The following is a 19,749-nucleotide window of genomic DNA, read 5'->3' on the forward strand; positions in this document are numbered from 1 at the left end:
ATGGCTGAGGAAGCATACGCCCCACTCAAAAGCATCGTCATCGTCGGCGGGGGAAGCGCCGGTTGGATGACGGCCGCGGCCTTGTCCGATGCGGTTGGTAAATCGTGCTCGATCACTCTCATTGAAAGCGAGGCCATCGGCACGGTCGGCGTTGGCGAAGCAACAATCCCGCCTATCCGACAGTTTAATGCCCGCATCGGCATCGACGAGGCGACCTTCGTCAAGGAAACGGCAGGCTCCTACAAGCTCGGCATTCAGTTCGTTGACTGGTCGCGCAAAGGTCACAGCTACTTCCATCCCTTCGGTCAGTACGGTGCGGAATTCGATAAGGTTCCCTTCTACCACTACTGGATGCGCGAGGCCCTCGATGGCCGCATCGCGGGACCGATTGACGAGTTTTCGATGTGCTGGGCGATGGCCAAGGCGGGCAAGTTTGCGCGGCCCGAACCGGACCGTCGCAAAATCCAGTCGACTTTCGATTACGCCTACCACTTCGACGCGGGTCTCTACGCTGCGTTCCTGCGCCGCGTATCCGAAGCGCGCGGGGTGAAGCGGATCGAGGGCCGCGTCACCGATGTGATCCAGCGCGGTGAGGATGGCTTCATCGAAAGCGTCACGCTCGACAAGGGCACGAGCGTTTCAGGCGAGTTGTTCATCGATTGCAGCGGCTTTCGCGGACTGCTGATCGAAGACACGCTCAAAGCAGGCTACGAGAATTGGCAGCACTGGCTCCCCTGCGACCGAGCAGTTGCCGTCCCCTGTGCCAAGCAGGCCGAGATCACGCCCTACACCCGCTCGACCGCGAAAGAGGCAGGCTGGCAGTGGCGGATCCCGCTCCAGCATCGCACGGGCAATGGCTATGTCCATTGCAGCGAGTTTATTTCCGAGGATGAAGCGACCGAGACGCTGATGGGCTCGCTTGACGGCGAGGCGCAGGCAGACCCGCGCACGCTTCGCTTTGTGACCGGACGCCGCAAGAAGTTCTGGGACAAGAACTGCGTCGCCATCGGGCTATCCGCCGGGTTCATGGAGCCGCTGGAATCGACCAGCCTGCATTTGATACAGTACGGCATTCTGCGGCTCATCGCGCTGCTGCCGGACAGCGAAATGTCGCCGCTGCTCGCGCGCGAATACAACCGCCAGACGGCCGATGAATATGCGCGCATCCGCGACTTCCTGATCCTGCACTACAAGGCCACGACCCGCGATGATGCGGAGTTGTGGCGCTATTGTTCGGCGATGGATATCCCGGAGAGCCTGCAATACAAGATCGACCACTTCCGCAATTACGGCCTGCTGGTTGCCGATGAGCGCGAGTTGTTCGCCAATCCCAGCTGGATCGCGGTCTATATGGGTCAGGACATCATGCCGCGCCGTGCCCCTGCAATCACCGAAATGCGCGACGGCGTTCCCGTGGCGCAGCGCATGCAGATGATTTCGCAGGCCATGCGCGAAGCGGTCGCGCAAATGCCGACGCATGCCGACTTCCTTGCTCGTCACTGCCCCTCCCCGCTCGCCAGCTAGGCGCAGTTCTCTTCCGAAATGCCAAGAAAAAGGGCCCGCCGATCTCTCGGCGAGCCCTCCCCGGTGTCCTGTAGGTTGCGACCCTTCAGGCTCTAAAAGTTCTTACGGATCGTGAAGTTGAACGTACGACCGTATATTTCGTGACGGCTCGGGAACGTGCCCACCTGATTGCCGCCTGCACCGAACAGATCGTTCTGAGTCACGAATGGCTCGTTGGTGAGGTTGAACACCTCAATCAGGATGCCGAGATCCTTGAGCGGACCAGCTTCCTCCTGGAAGGTGTACCCGATCTGCGCGTCGAGAATGGTCTCACTTTGCGCGTCCGCACCGCTTAGCGATCCGTCGAAGTTCTGAACTTCGGACAGGAAGCCGCTGCGATAGCGAGCCGCGAGTTTCGCACGCCAGCCATTGTTTTCGTAGAAGATGTCACCCGACCAGGTCTGCTCCGAATAGCCCGGAATGGGCAGGAGGTTCATGGCCTGATCTTCGATCTCTGCGTCGGCATAGGTGTAGCTGAAGAAGCCGCCGAAGCCTTCGAGTGCAGGCGTGACATCGCCGAAGTCGACGCGAACCGTTCCTTCGATGCCGGTGATCGTTCCGTCAGCGAAGTTGACCGGACCGCTGAACACACCCGTTGCAAGCTCAGGAGCGGTGTCCAGAATACCGCCGAACCCAGCGTTCTCGATCGGCTGAGTGAGGTCAATCAGCTCGTTGAAGTCGATGATCCAGTCGGACAGGTCCTTGTGGAACGCCGCGACAATGATCGCGCTGCCCGGTGAGAAGTACTTCTCGAACGAGACGTCGAATGCGAGCGATTCATACGGCTGGAGGAACGGGTTGCCCCCGCTCAGGTTGAAGCAGACCAGCTGCGGCGGAGCAAAGCCGATCACAGTGTCCGGGAACTGGTCTTCGTCGGTGTCGACACAGCTCAGCGGGTTGAAGTTGATGTTCTGGTTTGCAGCCAGCTGATCAAGACGAGCACGCGTCACCGTCTTCGCTGCTGCGATACGGATGAACGTGTCGGTAGCCACTTCGAAGCTGAGATTCAGGCTTGGAAGCCAGTCGTCGTAGCTTTCAGCAACGGTGTTGGTGAACCCGCCGCCGATCGTACCGGTCGACGACTGGTCGGTGTCAGCATAGCGAAGCCCGAGATTACCGCGAACCGGAACATTGCCGAGCATGCCGTCGATGTTCGCCTGGATGTAGAAGTTATGAACCTCTTCATTCACCACCCACTCGGTGTCGTCGGTTGCCCGTTCGAGCACATAAGTGCCGTCGGTGAGCAGGCTCGACGGATCGTAGGCAATGATGTTCTGGCCCAGATCGCCGGTGTCGGTTGCACCGCGGATCAGGTCAGCCGGGATCGGTGCGGCGTTGTCGACGAACGGGGCACCGGCGCGCAGGAACGTGCCGTTGTTGTCGAAGTCCTTCTCGCGATCGGTGTGGAGCCAGCCCACGATGATGCTGTCGAGGAAACCGCCGTCGAACTCGTATGCGAGCTCAGCACGCAGCTGGTGAAGTTCGTCGTTGATGACAGGCTCACGAAGGAAGCCGACCTGGCCCCAGCCACCCGGATCGGTGAGCAGGACGTTCGACGGATCGGTGTAGTCGATGAGACCGTCGATCGAATACTCGCCGTTGGACGGGAACGTAAAGTTCAGCGTGTCCTGGGCGCCCGAACGTGCGGGGCCCGTACCGGCATAGGATTCGTAATCGATATCCGTGCGATCAAGGGTCGAGAATCCGTAGTCGAGGATGAGGCTCAGATTGTCGGTCACGCCGATATCTGCGTTCGCGCCCAGAGCGAAGATCTCGCTGTCATTGCCTTCGGTGTCGGTGCGAAGGATTGGAACGACAGCCGAATACTGCGCGCTGTCGGCGAACGGACCGCTGCCGGTTGCGCCGTCGAACTGCGCGCCGCTCCACGAAGCGATCGGCGTTTCGGTGCCGCGGAAGATGCCGTTGTCCTGCGTGTCGGTGTAGAACGCGTCGAACATGAGAGCAAAGTCACTGCTCGGTTCGAACTGGAGCGAACCGGCGATCGAGGTACGCTCGAATTCGCGGCTCACCGCACCCTGACGCGGGTTGTCGGCAGGATAGATGATGCCGTTTTCATCGGTCGCGACCTGGAACTGGTTGGTCTTGAGTTCGCGGCTGATGAAGTGGGTCGGGTTCGACTGAACGGTGACACCCAGCGACCAGCCAAGAGTGCCGTCGGCATTCTGGTCAATATACGAACCGAAGAAGCGGTAGCCGTCATCCGGGAAGTCCGGGTTGCGCGAACCGCTGTCGTTAAGGACGTAGGTGGCCGAAACGCTGAGCTGCGTGTCGTTGAAGTCGAGCGGACGCACGGTGCGAAGGTCGACCGCACCGGCGATGCCGATTGCAGCGAGGCGCGCATCGCCCGTCTTGTAGACAACACCCTGACCGATCAGCTCGCTCGGGAACTGGTCGAATTCAATCCCGCGATTGTTGCCTGCCGAAACGACTTCACGGCCGTTGAGCAGCGCAAGGCTGAAATCCGGGCCGAGGCCGCGGATCGAAATCTGCTGCGAGCGACCACGAACACGCTGTGCGGTGACGCCCGGAAGGCGTGCGAGCGAATCCGCGATCGAAAGGTCGGGCAACTGCCCGAGGTCTTCCGCCGAGATCACCTCAACGATGGATGTCGCTTCGCGCTTCGTTTCAAGTGAGTTCTGAATAGCGCTGCGGATACCGGTGACGACAATCTGGTTGTCCTCGCCTTCCGCAACGGTTTCTTCCTGGTTTTCCTGTGCGACCGCTGGCGCAGCGGTGGCAACCAATGCCAAGCCCGTTGCTGCACTGCACAGCAGACGAGTGTTAGCGGAATAACGCTTCAATCCCATTAATCATCTCCCCGACGCATCACGATCTTTGCGTGTTTGCAGTTTTTTTCATAGCGACAAATTTCGCCCGCGTAAATCACCAATCGTGAAAGTCGCGTGGCAGGGGTGGAGGCATACTTTTTCTAATTATCTCAGTATCTTGAACTGTGTATTGCGCCTCTCGCTCGGAATCCGACGCCAACTATCAACATATTGTGTCTGAGGTGTCACACTTTTGCGCGCCAGAGCCCGCGCCGACACGGGGCTGGGGCCCCCAGAATGTAGCGTCAATCACGGACAATTGATATTTTAGTACTTTTAATCAGTGCTTTAAATCGGGCCGATTGGATTCACTCGCACGCTCTGTTAGCCTTCATAGGCAACTCGGATCGAGAAAAACGGCTTCGCACATCATGCAAGACTGGACACTATCCCTCGCGGATACACAGATTGGGACTTTTTCGACGCAAAATCATGTGTTTGCGTCGGTATCGAACCTGCTCGCATCGCCCGAAGAAGTCATTCGCGCTGCAACTTTGCAAAAATTTGCAAAGATCACGCCGCAATATCCCGGAGTGCGCTCCGAGCTGCCGCGCGCTGTCTCGCTTGCATGGCTCAAAGAGCTGTCACCCTTGCTGGACAAGGCGTTCGGTGCATCAGACAATGGCTGGGAGATGCAGGCGTGGTTCTCGCTTGTCACAGCGAAGCCGAGCGAGCTTGTACCGATGCAGCGGTTTCCGCATGTCGACGGCACCAATCCGCGCCAGCTTGCGATGATGCTCTACCTTCATGATACGCCGCACGGAGGGACCGGCTTCTTTCGCCAACGTTCCACTGGGCTCGAAGCGCTGACTGACGAAAATTTCCCGCGCTACCGTCAGGCGCTCGAGAACGATGTTCGCACCAACGGCCTGCCGCCCGCTGCATACGTAACGGACGGCGCACCGTATTTTGAGCGCACGCACACATGCGAGGGGGCATTCAACCAGGCGTTCTTCTATCGCGGCAACGTGTTGCATTCGGGGCTGATCGACGGATCGCAGGAATTGTCACCCGATCCTGCGAAGGGCCGCTTGACGATCAACGCCTTCTTCCGGCCTATTGAATAGGCACGAATGGGATCACGATGAGCAACACAAACGTCCAGAAACTCGTCATTGTTGGGGGCGGAACGGCTGGCTGGATCACCGCCGCCGCGTTCTCACGCCTCATGGGACGCACGCTTTCGATCGAGTTGGTGGAGTCCGATGCCATCGGCACGGTCGGCGTGGGCGAAGCGACGATCCCGCAGATCATCCGCCTCAATAGGATTCTAGGCCTCGACGAACATGACTTCGTCAAGCGCACGAACGGCACCTTCAAGCTCGGTATCGAATTCGTCGACTGGGGCGATGTAGGTACGCGCTACCTGCATACCTTCGGCGATGCCGGCATGAACCTCGCCAGCGTACCTTTCCACCATTACTGGAAACGCGCTGAGGCATCAGGGTCGCGCCACAGCCTCTGGCATTATTCGCTTCATCAGCTCGCCGCCAATCACGCCAAGTTCGGCAAGCTCGACCGTGTCGGCAACACATCGATGACAGGTCTTGCCTATGCCTATCACTTCGACGCGAGCCTCTATGCGGCATATCTTCGTGCCTTTTCGGAGCAGAAGGGCGTCACTCGCACCGAAGGCATCGTCCAATCGGTTGCACGCGATGGTGAGAGCGGCGACATTACCTCGATCACGCTCGACAACGGACGAGAGATCGCAGGCGACTTCTTCATCGACTGCACCGGCTTTCGAGCGCTCTTGCTCGGTCAGGAACTGGGCGTCGGCTATCAGGACTGGTCCAAATGGCTTCCCTGCGACAGCGCTCAGGCCGTGCCGAGTGAGCGGCTCGAAACACTAGTGCCCTTCACCCGCGCGACCGCCAAGACGGCTGGCTGGCAGTGGCGCATTCCATTGCAACACCGCACCGGTAATGGTCATGTCTATTGCAGCGACTTCATTTCAGATGAGGAAGCGGGAGAGACGCTTCTGGCCGGTCTCGACACAAAACCGCTGGCCGATCCGCGACCGATCCGTTTCACCACCGGACGGCGCGAGCAGTTCTGGTCGAACAATTGCGCAGCGATTGGCCTATCGAGCGGATTCCTCGAGCCGCTGGAATCGACCAGCATCCACCTGATCCAGTCGCATGTCAGCCGCCTGCTTCAGCTGTTCCCGGCCAGCAACCGCTCCGACGTCGAGCGCGCCGAGTACAACAGGCGCTGCGAGGCCGAGTTCGAGCAGATCCGCGACTTCCTGATCCTGCATTACCACCAGACCAATCGCGAGGATTCTGAGTTCTGGCGCTACTGCAGGAACATGGATGTGCCGGACAGCTTGACGCACAAACAGGAGCTGTTCGCCTCCTCAGGCCGCGTTGGCCGCGATGCCGACGATCTGTTCCGCGAGGCAAGCTGGGTGCAGGTGATGCTGGGTCAGGGCGTCACTCCGCAAAGTCACGACGCGATGGCGAACGGGCTGAGCGATGCTCAGCTTTCCGAATTCCTCGGCAATGTGCGGACTTTGATCGAACGCGCAGTGGGCACTCTTCCCACGCATGAGCAATACCTGAAGCAGAACTGCGCGGCGGCCGAAGCCGCCTGACGCAGGCTTACCAGAGCCAGATGTAAAGCCCCACGAGGATCGCCACCGTGATCGCGGCGAGCGTGTTGAACAGCGTACTCGTCGCAAAGGCGATGTCCGACAGATTGACCGTGCGCTCTTCGTCGGGTCGCGCCGTGACGCGCGACACTACCATCGCCGCCACGATGCCGACCATGAACACAATCCAGATGCGGACCACGAACGGCAGTTCGGGGAAGACCGCGTTGACCACGAGGTTGAGCGCAACCGACCCGATCAGCGCCGTGAACGCTCCAGCTGTGTTCGCGCGCTTGTCGAAGAAACCGAGCAGGAAGACGATCACGATACCCGGTGCAATATAGCCGGTGTATTCCTGAACGGTTTGGAACGCGCTCTCGAAGCCGCCAAGGAAGGGCCGAGCCAGTACAAGCGCGATCACCATCGCGCAGAAGGCAGCGATGCGGCCCACGGTGACGTAGTGCGTCTCCGCCTCGTCAGGCTTCCAACTGCGATAGAGGTCCATCGTGAAGATCGTCGAGATCGAATTCATCATCGATGCAAGCGACGAGACGATCGCCGCAATCAGCGCTGCAAAGACCAGTCCGCGAAGGCCAGCCGGTGCAAAGCCCATAAGTTCGCCATAGGTGCGGTCCGATGCCTCGCTCAGTGCATCGCCATTGAGCAGACCTTGTTGAGCCAGAATTACCGCCGCGATGCCAGGAATGACCACGATGAAAGGCACCAGGAGTTTCAGGAATGCCGCAAAGGCGAGACCCTTTTGCGCTTCGCCAAGGTTCTCTGCGCCAAGCGCGCGCTGGATGATGTACTGGTTGAAACCCCAATAGCTGAAGTGAAGCACCCACAGACCGCCCAGAAGCGTCCAGATACCCGGCAGCTTGTCGTAGCCCACATCGTCAGTGTCGAGGATCATTTCGAAGTGCCCAGGCATCTCCTGCATGAGATAACTGAAGCCAGCGACCGCCCCATCAGCAGGCAGCGCATCGAGCGCAAACCACGTGATCGCAAAGCCGCCAATGATCAGGATAACGACCTGAATGATGTCGGTAAGCGCGACAGCCTTCAGACCGCCATACAGCGAATAGAGCGCCGCAAACCCGGCCAGCGCCATCATTGCTGGCATCACGCCCCAGCCGGTCAGCGTGTCGATCGCAAGACCGCCAAGCCAAAGCACCGCCGTGAGGTTCACTGCGGTGTAAAGAGCGACCCAGAAGACGCTCATCAGGTTCTTCACGCCTGCGCCGTAACGCTGCTCGAGGAATTGCGGCATCGTGTAGATGCGACGCTTGAGGAAGATCGGGAGGAAGTACTTGGCGACGATCAGAAGGACGATGGCCGCTTGCCATTCATAGGCAGCAATCGCGATCCCGATGGCAAAGCCTTCGCCTGACTGGCCGATGATCTGTTCGGCCGAGATGTTCGATGCAATCAGCGATGCGCCGATCGCCCACCACGGGAGCGCACGACCAGCGAGGAAGTAATCCTCGGTGTTCTTGTTATGCCCCTTTGGCTCGCGGCTCACATACAGAGCGATGCCGAGAAGCGCGAGCGCATAGCCCGCGATGATAATGATATCGATAGTCTCAAGCGTCATCGCTGCTTCACTCCCCAATGCGCGCGAGTTCTTTCAGGCGCGTCGTATTTCCCCATGACTGCGAACTAGCACGCGGCGCGGTCTTTCCCAGCCACGCTCGCGCACATGTCCTCAGCTATTCCCTAGAATGAACACTCCGTGCCCTCTGGCAGAGTGCTGCGCGAAATTTGCGCGATCGAGAATTGCAGCGGCGCGTTCGTGGCGATGGTGAGACCATCGCCAAACTCGCCTAGGCACGCCTCGGTTAGCACCATCTCACGCCAGCCTTTGCCAGCTGCGACCGTCATACGGCGCGTGACGTCTTCGGTCCGCTCGCCGCTTGCAATGGTCACAGTGCCTGCGGGAGCGGCGGGCAGGTTGTAAGTGATGATATAAGCGCCCTCGCCTTCGCCCGAGACGGTGAAGCTCGAATCCGGCCCGAAGGTCAGTTCGCGTGCATCTTCCTGACGGTTGCGGTCGATACCGCGAGCGACAACGCCCCCGCCCTCGCCGCGCAGGTTCGGCAGGTCCATTCCGCCAGCACTCGCGCTGATACCGGCAGACAGGCGACCGTTGACGAACCAGTCCGCAGCCGGAGCCCCATCGAGGAAGCCGCAGCCTTCATCAAGGTCACCCAGTGGCGCCGTGTCGTCGAGCGAACGACCATAGCCAAGAGCAAACAAGGCGCCATCGGGTCCATTGAGTGGATTGCCTTCGCAGTTGGCAGGCCAGCTGAAGGAAAGCTTGCCCGTCGCAGCTTTGGCGCCGAACAGAATGTCAGCAACGCCCGCGCCTTCACTGCCCGGAAGCCACGAGGCAACAAATGCGTCGGATGCGTTGAGTTCGCGGTTCACCCACATAGGACGGCCGGAGAGGAATACGGACACCGTAGGAATGCCCTGCTCCTCGAATTTGCGTAGCAGTTCGAGACCCTCGGTATCGGCGAAGATCAGGTTTTTTCGATCGCCTGCAAACTCGGCATAGGGTTCTTCGCCGAAGACCACGATCGCGATGTCGGGACGTTCTTCAAAGGTGCCGTCTGCAGAAAGCGTTGCGCTTCCGCCGCTTTCCTGCGCCGCCTCTTCGATCCCTGCCCAGATCGAGGTCGCTCCCGGGAAGTAATCATTGGTCAGTTCGCGCCCGCCTTGCCAGGTGAGCGTCCAGCCGCCAGCGGCCTGCGCGATGCTGTCGGCGGCAACACCAGCCACGAGAATGTCTGCGCCCGGCTTCAAAGGCAGCACGCCGTCATTCTTGAGGATGACCTGCGACTTGGCGACAGCTTCGCGAGCGACCGCGCGGTGCGGCGCCATGCCAAGCTTGTCGTATTCGCCGGCATTGGGCCGCGCCGAAGGACGCTGAGCATCTGGACCCAGCAGTCCGGCACGCTGCTTGATGCGAAGGACGCGGGCGACCGCCTCATCAACGCGCGCTTCGGGAATGGTGCCATCGCGAACCTGGGCTACCAGTGAGCTATGCAATGCGACAGCATCGTCGGGCACCATATAGATATCGAGCCCTGCCATGAGCGCCTGCGGGCAGTCGGAAACAGTGCAGCCAGCGATTTGTCCGTGACCATTCCAGTCGCCGACCACCAGTCCTTCAAAGCCCATTTCGCCGCGAAGCACGCCCGTGAGCAAAGCTTCGTTGCCGTGCATCTTGGTGCCATTGATCGAGTTGAAGCTTGCCATGATGGTTTCGACACCGGCCTCGATCGCGACGGGGTAAGGAACCGCATGGATCGATTTGAGCGCATCGATGTCACCGTTGACGTCGCCCTGGTCGACACCCTGATCGGTGCCGCCATCGCCAAAGAAGTGCTTGGCGGTTGCGATAACGCGGCCGCGGCCGAGGTAATCCTCGGCGCCCTTCTTGCCCTGCAAACCTTCTACGAGAGCAGCGCCCATCTGAGCGACCAGCTCAGGATCTTCGGAATAACTTTCGTAAGTGCGACCCCAGCGATCATCGCGCGCGACCGCAACGGTCGGCGAGAAGTTCCAGTCGATCCCGGTCACCTCGATCTCGGTAGCGGTCGCAGCACCGATCAGCCGGACAAGGTCCGGATCGCCTGTCGCACCAAGCGCGATGTTGTGGGGAAAAATTGTCGCCTGAACGACATTGGTGTGGCCATGAACCGCATCGGTTCCCCACATCGTTGGGATGATAGGCTCGCCATCGGGAAGAGGCTGCGTCGATGCATCCCACATCTCGTCTGCCAGGCGCAGCCATTCCGATGCTGGCGCAAACTCGTCGCCGTAAGGGCCGCCATTGCCGCCATTGAGATAGCTGCCCCAGCGATACTCGCGCATCTCTTCTGCATCGAACGAGTTGATCTGCGGCTGAATCAGCTGCGCGACCTTGCGCTCAAGGCTCATGCGCGAAACCATGTCCGCGATCATGTCATCTAAAGCGGTAGACGCAGCTTGTGGCGCTGTAGCAGCTACGGGCGCGCTGCTCGCAGATTGAAGGCTGCCTTCGCCGCATGCAGACAAGGCACCAAGGCTGACGGCGCTGACCAACGCCAGACGAAAATTCAGTCGCATTTTAAGGCAAGCCCCTCCCAAAGGCTCTATGATTCTGCGCTCGTTGAGAACGTTATCAAGATACTACATCTCGTCCTTCGAAATGCAAGTATCCAGCGATTATCGGCGCACATGCAGCGCCGCGAGCAAGATGGCTGCGAGCAGCGCAAATCCGGCAAAGAGCGCAAAAAGTGCAGCAAATCCGAAACTTGGCACCAGCGTTAGCGTCAGCCACGGCATCACGATCGACGGCACGGTGTTGGTGAGATTGAAAATTCCCATGTCGCGCCCGCGATGTTGCGGTTGGGGAAGCACTCGCAGCGTTTGCGCTGTGTGAAGCGAGAGGAATATCGAGGCGCCGATCCCGAACACCACATAACCCGCGATTGCCAGTTCAAGCCCGGCCGCGATTGCCATGGTGCCAAGGCCTAGAGCAGCAAGAACAGCACAGACGCTCAGCGGCAAAATGGGTCGCCCTGCCCGGTCCGACCACCGCCCGGCGACAAGCGCAAGGGGGACCGAGACAACAAGCACGATGCTGAAGATATTTGCTGCGGTATTCTCGTGAAAGCCATCAACAATCGAGCGCAGCCAGAAAAGCAGGAAGGCGAACAATCCGGCCTCGGAAATCTGGATAAGGAACCGCGCGAGCCACATGCGCGCCACGGTTGAGCGATCGCTGGCTTTACTTACCGTTTGTGTCGTCTGCTCGCGTGGCTGCATCAGTTCCGGACGAACTCGGTCTCGGCCGAGCACAGTGACCGGCACCATCAGCACGATCACCATCAACGCCACCACTTCGAGCCGCATTCCTGTGGGCACAAGCAATTCGAAGGTAACCAAAGACCCCGCAATCGCCCCCATCGCCGGAGCCAGCGACAGCGCGCCGCCAAGAGTGCCCTTCTGCTCATCGGGAAAACAATCCCCCGCCCATGCGAAGAGCGGCGAGAGCATCATGTTGAGCGCAACCTGCCACAGCATCACGAAAAGGATCAGCTCACTCACGCTGCTGGCCCGATCGATCGCGATCAGGAGCATGCTCGATCCTGCAAGACCCGCGACGATCCATGGCAGGCGCCTGCCGCTCCGGTCGCTCAGCATTCCGATGATGATGTTCGCTGCGCTCGCCATCAACGCGCCGTAGAATGTCACCTGCGCGAGCGCGGGCACGTCTTCAGCCCCGGTGAGCTCGGTGATCTTCAATGGAAGGAGAACGGTCAGGAGCGGCACATAGGCAATCGAACCGCCGCCCGCCGCCAATGCGAACAGGACAAGGAACCAGAGAGGCTGGCGCTCGGCAGTGGATGCGGGATTGCTCAAACTGATCTGGGAGCGGGGCCCGTCGAGGCGCGTTCCACCAGCGACGCCTTTACATCGATGACGCCGCCCTTGTGAGGCTGACCCTTGAGCGTGATGAGCTTTTCGACGGCCAGCGAAACGGTCTCTGCAATCGGCTGGTCAACAGCGGTCAGAGGCGGCTGCGAGAACCGGACGATCGGCGTATTGTCGAAGGAAATGAGCGACATGTCGCGCGGCACATGCATACCGCGGTCGCGCACCACTGCAAGAGCGGCAAGCGTCATCTGGTCACTGCTGCCGATGATCGCGGTGATATCGGGATTGCGGTCGAGCAAGGCTCGCGCGGCCTGCGTGCCGGACTCGTAACTGAAGTCGCCGCGCTCATTGAGGCCGTGAATATCGAGGCCATGCTCACCCATCGCGCGTTCCCAGCCCGCAACGCGCCAGCCCGAAAGGCTGTATTCGCGTGGACCTGCGATGATGCCGATGCGTTTGTGCCCCAATTCGATCAGGCGTCTGGTCGAGGTGTAAGCCGCGCCTTCATCGCCCATCGTCATCGGGATGCCGGGTTCCTCGCGGTTCGATCCAATCCGCGCGAACGGCACGCTGCGCTTTTCGAGAAGCGTGGTGATCAGCGGATTTTCCGAGTGCGGCGGGGTCAGGATTACACCGTCCGGCTGCAAAGCCGCGATCGTCGCGGCCAACTCGCGCTCGACATGGTCGGCGTGCGTATCGACCAGTTCGACCATCATCCTGTAGCCATGCTTCGAACAGGTCAGGATTCCGCCCAGAAGCATCTGGTCGACCCAGTCGGTCCCTTGCCGCTCGCGCCAGTCGGCGAGCGTGCGTTCGCGGTCGTTGATGGCAAGGATGATGTACGAGCGCGAACCACTCATCCGCTGGGCGGCAAGCGACGGGACATAGCCCAGCCGGTCTATCGAGGCCTGCACCTTGTCGCGCATTTGTGGGCGCACGTTCGGCCCATCGTTTATGACACGGCTCACCGTTTGCAAGGACACGCCTGCATCCTCCGCAACCTCGCGGATGGTGACCGATTTGTGGCCTCTGCCCATTGCGATGCCCGTCCTTAGCTTCGCCTATTTGATGCAGGCACGCCCCGTCCCTGGGTCGCTTCTGCATTGGTAAACTCTGATCCAGTCAATCTCGAATTGAGCCGGAACGCTTTGAGGTGCAAGCCCCTTTTCATTGTCGCGTTCAGGCCAGCGCCCGCCCACTGCAAGGTTGGCCATAACATACATTGGCTGATCGAAGGGAGCGTTTGCGTTGCCTTGCGCCTTGGCAGAACCGGTGTCCCAGTCTTCCGATGTGTAGACCGCATGGACGCGATCATTGACAAGAAAGCGGATGATCCCCTCGCCCCATTCGACCGAGTAGACATGAAACTCGTCCGAAGGCAGCGAAAGATCGGGCAGCGCGGTCTTGCTGTCGACATAGCGGTTGTTCGGGGGAAGATCGCCGAAATGGAGCGCGCTGACCGTGCGGTTTTCGCCGACATCGCCCTCGCACTCATCGCACTGCGCGCCAATATTGACCGCCTCGAGAATGTCGATCTCACCCGAAAGCGGCCATCCACCATAATGGTCATCCGCCGGCATCATCCAGACCGCTGGCCACATACCTTGTCCGGGCGGGACCTTCGCTCGAACCTCGACCCGTCCATAGCGCCATGCATGAAGACCGCGTGTCCGGACCTTGCCGGAAGTGTATTCCTGCGTGACCTGCGGATTGGGGTCGGCGGCAATTTCAGGCGGTCGGTCTGGGCCGGTGAAGGTCTCCTTGCGCGCCTTCAGCAGCAGGACTCCATCTTCAACCGAGATGTTCTCAGGCCGGTCGGTGTAGCATTGGCGCTCATTGTTGCCGCCGCCCCAGCACGATTGCTCAGGTGTCCAGTTCGTGCGGTCGAGGCTATCGCCGTCGAATTCGTCCGACCAGACCAGCTCCCACCCCGCACCTTCGAGCGGGGCGACTGTCGTTTCGGACACATCGCTCTTGGCCACGCCAGGCTCCGCGCAAGCTGAGAGCACGAGCGCCGCCGTGCAAGCCGTTACGATCTGCATGGTTCGCTTCATGTCATTCCCTCCCGCAACGATCTCTAGGTGCATGGAGCCCGAGCAAGAAGAGGGGACTTTGCCCCCTCAAGCAAAGCCCCCTCTTGCCCTTACCCGATACACTAACTCGAGGTTTCGATTGCTTCGACAGATCCCCTAGAAGTCGAAGCGGGCAAGGAACGTGAAGCGGCGGTCGTTGCGGAACGCCGAACGCGTGATGCGTGTGCCGTCGAAGTCGATAACCTGGCTGGTCACGGTAACTTCGTCGAGCAGGTTCACACCTTGCACGCCGAGCTTGAGGTAATCGGTGACCGATACAAAGATCGACGCATCGAGCTGTCCCGTATCCTCCTGAAATACCGGCGAGAACGGGAAGATGTCGTCTCGCGGCGTGATCAGGAAGTCAGAGCGCCAATTGTACGCGGCGCGCATGGACAGCCAGTCCTTCTCGTAGAAGATCGTGGCGTTGACCGTATGCTCCGAGATGCCTGCCAGAGGCTGGCTTGAGGAGAATGGGCCGGTGTTGCCAGCAATGTCGGCGTTCGAGAACGATCCGCCATCGATGTAGGTGTAGGTACCAGCAAGGCCCAAGCCACTCAGGATACCCGGCAGGAAGTCGTAGACCTGCTGGTAACCGACCTCGAAGCCCTTGAGCGTTCCGCCTTCGGCATTGACCGGTCCGTTGACCTCGACCGGAACGGTCAGGTTCCCGCTCGGCGCGATGAAATCGACCGTGTCGATGCCCGAATTGACGATGCCCTCGATGTCCTTGACGAAGCCCGAAAGCGTGAGCGAGCCGACATCGTCGAAGTACCACTCGACCGATAGGTCGTAGTTCCACGATTCGACCGGTCGAACGTTGCGGTTGCCGGTGAACAGCTGGAACAGCGGGCCTGTTCCCAAAGTGCCCTCGGCCTGCAGATCGCCGGTATTGTCCGCGATTGTCCCGCCCGAGCGGAACAGCTGCAAGTCTGGCCGCGAAATGCCCTTCGAAACCGCAGCACGGAACAACAGCCCGCCTCCCACATCGAGGCGCGCATTGAAGCTGGGCAACCAGTGATCGAAGGTGATGTCGCGATCATCGACGATAAGGTCGCCCGTGAACGCGGCAGCGAACTCGGCCTTGCGAGCATCGGAAAGACCGCAGAAGCCCGGCAGCGTCTGACCGGGAGGTGTGCGGCCGCACGAAGCGTCGATCTCCGCCACCTGGACGATGCCATCGCCGTTGCCCTGACCGTTGGTCACACTGGGATCATCGAAGCCGAACGGGCTCGGGAAGCCGATCAGGCCGCCGGTGCGAACCTCGGTCTCGACATAACGCAAGCCGAAGTTGCCCTCGAGGTTCCAGCCATTGTCGAAGTCGGAACCAAAGTCGATCCGGCCATAGGCCGCGCGGGTAACTTCTGCGACGTCCGAAACTTCGGGCGGGCAGAAGGGATCACATGCGGTGACATTGCCTGCGATGTCGGTGAACGAGCGGCCCTGAACACCGAAGAACGGGTTAGGGGTTTGCGAGAAGGTGTTGATCTCGCGAGCCTGACGCGCCGAGTCTCCCGAAAGGTATTCACCAAGGAAGTCGTCACCGCCAAAGAAGAAAGCACCACCGCCCTCAATCGGGGTTGGCGCATTTCCGCGCTGGAAGCCGTCACCGAACGGAGTGCGATAGTTCGAGAACGCCGGGAAATCGTCCACATAGGCGCCGCCGGCAATCGCAAATTCCTGGCCGGGAAGACCGGTGAAGAAACGGCCCGGAATAAATCCGTTGCCGAAAGGTCCGGGGCCGCTTGCGCCGCAACCCGGGCCTGCGCCCCACGGCGCACAACCGGCACGGCCTGCCCAAGGAGCCGACAGGTTGCCCCAGGTGCTGAAGTTGGTGTCGCGGGTGATGCGCTCACGCTCTGCCCAGCGCGCACCGAAGCGGGCGCTCTTGAAGAAGCCGTCGTCGCTGATGTCATACTCGGCGTCGAAGCGGACGCTTTCGAGGTCACCTTCGTTCTGCGCAAGCGAGTCGAGCAGGAACCAGTAATAGGTGTTTGCTCCGCTGGTGAAGTAATCCGAAGGGGCTCCCGGAGGCGCAAGGAAGCTGACTTGCGGCGTCTCGCCGGTGAGGTCGAGACCGATGTTTGCCCAGCTGTTCATCACGCCAATGATCGAATCTTGGCGAAGATCGCTTTCGATACGCTGCGCTTCGATATTGACGCGGAAACGATCCGTGACCTCCCAGTCGACGTCGATCGAGAAGTCCTGCGTGCTGGCCTGCGTCTCACGCTGGAAGCGGAGGGACTCAAGCGGGATGCCGCCACGACCAAACGGGTTGGCATAAGCATCGCCAACGCGCTGGCTCAGCACACCGCTCTGGAAGACGCCATTGCTGTCGAACTGCCAAGTGCTGCCTGGAGCTTCGACCGGGAACAGCGCATCGTCGTTGACGAGCGCGAGAAGTGCGTTCTCGTCGGTGAAGAACGATGTCTCAGCACGCAGCCACTCGACCGTTACGAGGAAATCGCGGTTCGGGCTTTCATACTGAACGACAGCATTGAACGCCTCGCGATCGCGCTCGAGTTCGGTCGTGCGAACACCTGCACCCTTGGGCACCACGACGGTGTTTGCCGGAGGGAAATTCGATGCGTCAAAGCCCGTCGGATCGCCGACGCCATCTGACGAGACCGCAGTGGTACGGAAACATGGGCCATCCAGCGTATCGGCTCGGAAGCATGGGTCAGTGACCTGCGAGGCATCGGTGCGGCTGATCAGTTCAGAGCGCGCATAGCCGAACTGCAGACCGACAGAGCCTGCATCGCTTTCGTAAGTCGTCGAGCCAAGGAAGGAGAAACCTGGCGAGACTTCTTCGGCAAGATCTCCAACGTTGGCTTCGATCGTACCGGCAAGGCGCGTACCGCGGTTGTCGAGAGGCTTGCGGGTGACGAGGTTGACAGTACCGGCGATACCGCCATCGACCATGTCGGCGGTGACGTTCTTGAACACCTCCACGCGGCCAAGAAGCTCAGGTGAAACGTCGTTGAAGCTAAGCACGCGGCCGCCGGTCGCGGAGAAGATGTCGCGGCCATTGAGCTCGGAGCGCACAAACGGAAGGCCGCGAATGATGACGCCGGTACCTTCGACCGAGAAACGGTCGGGGTCGGAAGTCTTTTCGAACCGGCCAATGTTGACGCCGGGGATCCGCTGAAGCGTCTCTGCAACCGAGCGGTCGGGCAGCGCGCCGATGTCTTCTGCGGTCACCGCATCGACAAAGGTGTCGGAGTCGCGCTTGATGTTCTGCGCGTTTTCCAGCGAGGCGCGGAAGCCTGAAACGATAATGACATTTTCGGTATCCGCCGTTTCGGACGCGACCTGTTCGTCCTCGTCAGCGTCGTTGTCCTGAGCATAGGCTGGCATCGCTGCCGCCATCGAGATGGCGAGGCCGGAAGCGGTGCTCAATGCAAAAAGACGCCCTTTGGGCGCAATTCGACCGGTGTTCATTACTAGGTATCCCCTCCGAAAAATCGCATGCGGGCTTTGTGCCGACAATTCGATTGACAGAGGGCTACCTCATTTTGTTAGCGTTCACAAGGCTTGCAACAAATCGTTCATAATTGATGTGGCCATCATGCCACAGCGTGGTATTTGGCAGGGGCGCGAAAGGTCTGTTACGCTGCCGGTCTGGGGATAGAGGAACACATGGCAATTCAACACATAGTGATCGTCGGCGGCGGGACCGCGGGCTGGATGGCGGCGGCAGCCTTGTCTCGTCTGAAGTCAGGTCGCACGCTCGACATCACCTTGATCGAGTCGGAGCAGATCGGAACCGTGGGCGTGGGGGAAGCGACCATTCCGCCCTTCGTTGGCTTCAATGATCTGCTGGGCATTCCAGAGAGCGAATTGCTGTCCAACGTTCAGGGCACTTTCAAGCTTGGCATCCAGTTTGAGAACTGGGGCAAGCGTGGCGACAGCTACATTCACCCCTTCGGCGCGTACGGCTACACGATGGGAGGCATTTCCTTCCATCATGTCTGGCACAAGCTTGCGAAAGAGGGCGACAACCGTCCGATCCAGGTCTTCAACGTCGAAACGATGGCTGCCTATTTCGGCAAGTTTATGCGCAGTGAGGACTACCAGAAGCAGCGCGACGACCTGCCGCCGATTAATTACGCCTATCACCTCGACGCGGGCAAATATGCCGCCTTCCTTCGCGGTTACGCAGAGAAGCGCGGCGTGGTGCGCCAGGAAGGCAGGGTCGATGACGTATCGCTCGATGGCGAAACGGGCTTCGTCACCGGCGTCACGCTCGACGATGGGCGCAAGATCGACGGCGATCTCTTCATCGATTGCTCGGGTTTCCGTGGTCTGCTGATCGAGCAGGCGCTTGGGACAGGCTATGAAGACTGGACTCACTGGCTACCTTGCAACCGCGCAGTCGCGCTGCCTTGCGGGCGCGATGATGGCAGCCCTCCCCCGCCTTTCACCCGGGCGACGGCGCACAGTGCGGGCTGGCAGTGGCAGGTTCCGCTGCAGCACCGCAACGGCAACGGCCATGTCTATTGCAGCGAATTCATGGAAGACCAGGAGGCGCTTGATATCCTGCTGGGCAACATAGCGGGCAAACCTCAGGCAGATCCAAATTTCCTGCGCTTTACGACGGGTCGCCGCAAGAAGTTCTGGAACAAGAATGTAGTAGCGCTCGGCCTCTCGGCGGGTTTCATGGAGCCGCTGGAATCGACATCTATCCACCTCATCAACACCGGGGTGGACAAGCTTCTTTCGCTTCTGTCGCTGGACGGAGTGACGCAGACGCAGGAAGACACGTTCAACCGGCTGACGGGCCGCGAATATGCCCGCATCCGCGACTTTCTGATCCTGCACTACAACGCCACCAGCCGCGACGATTCCGGCTTCTGGAACTATGTGCGCACGATGGACGTGCCCGAAACGCTCACCGAAAAAGTCGAGCTGTTCAAGGCGAATGGGCAGATCTTCCGCGAGGAGGACGAGCTCTTCACCGAGACCAGCTGGGCAGCAGTGATGATGGGACAAGGCATCGCGATGACGGGCCACAACGCGATGGCGGATTCGCTCGACCCGGCCTCGACGCGCAAGGAGATCGACGAGATGGAGCAGTCCATCCGTTTCCTCATCCAGCACATGCCTGGCCACGGCGAATATCTCTCGCGCTACTGCCCTGCCAAGGCTGCCTGACCAGCACCAGACGTAACCCACGCAATCGCCTGCAAATTTTTGCATTCCTTGTTGTTAGCGTTATCAATATTGACAGGATCGTCCGTAAGGA

At 60.1% G+C, this 19,749-nt stretch carries 11 protein-coding genes; 4 read left to right on the forward strand and 7 right to left on the reverse strand.

Going from position 1 to position 19,749, the window contains the following annotated elements; genetic code table 11:
* On the forward strand, positions 1-1,524 hold the full coding sequence (locus tag NAP1_RS09480; RefSeq protein ID WP_007165065.1) for a tryptophan halogenase family protein: 1,524 nt from the start codon (positions 1-3) through the stop codon (positions 1,522-1,524).
* Positions 1,525-1,616: 92 nt separating this feature from the next.
* On the opposite strand, the gene NAP1_RS09485 is transcribed toward NAP1_RS09480, so the two are convergent.
* Positions 1,617-4,391, reverse strand: coding sequence for a TonB-dependent receptor (locus NAP1_RS09485; protein WP_040464386.1), 2,775 nt, complete (start codon positions 4,389-4,391; stop codon positions 1,617-1,619).
* A gap of 392 nt (positions 4,392-4,783) precedes the next feature.
* Between NAP1_RS09485 and NAP1_RS09490 the strand changes: the two genes are divergently transcribed.
* Together NAP1_RS09490 and NAP1_RS09495 are read left to right on the forward strand one after the other, a co-directional pair.
* Positions 4,784-5,479: a DUF6445 family protein gene (locus NAP1_RS09490; protein WP_256364605.1), complete on the forward strand. Its 696-nt coding sequence runs from the start codon at positions 4,784-4,786 to the stop codon at positions 5,477-5,479.
* A gap of 17 nt (positions 5,480-5,496) precedes the next feature.
* Entirely contained in the window at positions 5,497-7,008 is a 1,512-nt protein-coding gene (locus NAP1_RS09495) for a tryptophan halogenase family protein (RefSeq protein WP_007165068.1), read from the forward strand.
* A 7-nt stretch (positions 7,009-7,015) separates the two neighbouring features.
* Here NAP1_RS09495 and NAP1_RS09500 read toward each other — a convergent pair whose 3' ends face one another.
* From NAP1_RS09500 to NAP1_RS09525, 6 genes are all read right to left on the reverse strand, one after another.
* On the reverse strand, positions 7,016-8,599 hold the full coding sequence (locus tag NAP1_RS09500; protein WP_007165069.1) for a sodium/sugar symporter: 1,584 nt from the start codon (positions 8,597-8,599) through the stop codon (positions 7,016-7,018).
* 122 nt (positions 8,600-8,721) lie between these two features.
* A complete protein-coding gene (locus tag NAP1_RS09505) occupies positions 8,722-10,962 on the reverse strand; it encodes a glycoside hydrolase family 3 protein (RefSeq protein ID WP_241761206.1) in 2,241 nt (746 codons plus the stop codon).
* Between the two features lie 255 nt (positions 10,963-11,217).
* Positions 11,218-12,417, reverse strand: a complete 1,200-nt coding sequence (locus NAP1_RS09510; RefSeq protein ID WP_007165071.1) for an MFS transporter — start codon at positions 12,415-12,417, stop codon at positions 11,218-11,220.
* Positions 12,414-13,469, reverse strand: coding sequence for a LacI family DNA-binding transcriptional regulator (locus NAP1_RS09515; protein WP_007165072.1), 1,056 nt, complete (start codon positions 13,467-13,469; stop codon positions 12,414-12,416). Before NAP1_RS09515 ends, NAP1_RS09510 begins: the two co-directional genes overlap by 4 nt.
* 24 nt (positions 13,470-13,493) lie before the next feature.
* On the reverse strand, positions 13,494-14,486 hold the full coding sequence (locus tag NAP1_RS09520; protein ID WP_241761207.1) for a family 16 glycosylhydrolase: 993 nt from the start codon (positions 14,484-14,486) through the stop codon (positions 13,494-13,496).
* 135 nt (positions 14,487-14,621) lie between these two features.
* Complete coding sequence (locus NAP1_RS09525; protein ID WP_241761208.1) at positions 14,622-17,903, reverse strand: TonB-dependent receptor; 3,282 nt, start codon at positions 17,901-17,903, stop codon at positions 14,622-14,624.
* A gap of 240 nt (positions 17,904-18,143) precedes the next feature.
* Here NAP1_RS09525 and NAP1_RS09530 point away from each other — a divergent pair, with 240 nt between their 5' ends.
* On the forward strand, positions 18,144-19,658 hold the full coding sequence (locus tag NAP1_RS09530; RefSeq protein ID WP_007165075.1) for a tryptophan halogenase family protein: 1,515 nt from the start codon (positions 18,144-18,146) through the stop codon (positions 19,656-19,658).
* The last annotated feature ends 91 nt before the right edge of the window (positions 19,659-19,749 follow it).

The sequence above is a fragment of the Erythrobacter sp. NAP1 genome, from assembly GCF_000152865.1.
Lineage (GTDB): Bacteria > Pseudomonadota > Alphaproteobacteria > Sphingomonadales > Sphingomonadaceae > Erythrobacter.

Coding starts and splice junctions, on each gene's coding strand:
- NAP1_RS09520 (WP_241761207.1), bottom strand. CDS start 14,486: ATGAAGCGAACCATGCAGATCGTAACGGCTTGCACGGCGGCGCTCGTG.
- NAP1_RS09515 (WP_007165072.1), bottom strand. CDS start 13,469: ATGGGCAGAGGCCACAAATCGGTCACCATCCGCGAGGTTGCGGAGGAT.
- NAP1_RS09500 (WP_007165069.1), bottom strand. CDS start 8,599: ATGACGCTTGAGACTATCGATATCATTATCATCGCGGGCTATGCGCTC.
- NAP1_RS09485 (WP_040464386.1), bottom strand. CDS start 4,391: ATGGGATTGAAGCGTTATTCCGCTAACACTCGTCTGCTGTGCAGTGCA.
- NAP1_RS09495 (WP_007165068.1), top strand. CDS start 5,497: ATGAGCAACACAAACGTCCAGAAACTCGTCATTGTTGGGGGCGGAACG.
- NAP1_RS09480 (WP_007165065.1), top strand. CDS start 1: ATGGCTGAGGAAGCATACGCCCCACTCAAAAGCATCGTCATCGTCGGC.
- NAP1_RS09530 (WP_007165075.1), top strand. CDS start 18,144: ATGGCAATTCAACACATAGTGATCGTCGGCGGCGGGACCGCGGGCTGG.
- NAP1_RS09505 (WP_241761206.1), bottom strand. CDS start 10,962: ATGGTTTCGCGCATGAGCCTTGAGCGCAAGGTCGCGCAGCTGATTCAG.
- NAP1_RS09490 (WP_256364605.1), top strand. CDS start 4,784: ATGCAAGACTGGACACTATCCCTCGCGGATACACAGATTGGGACTTTT.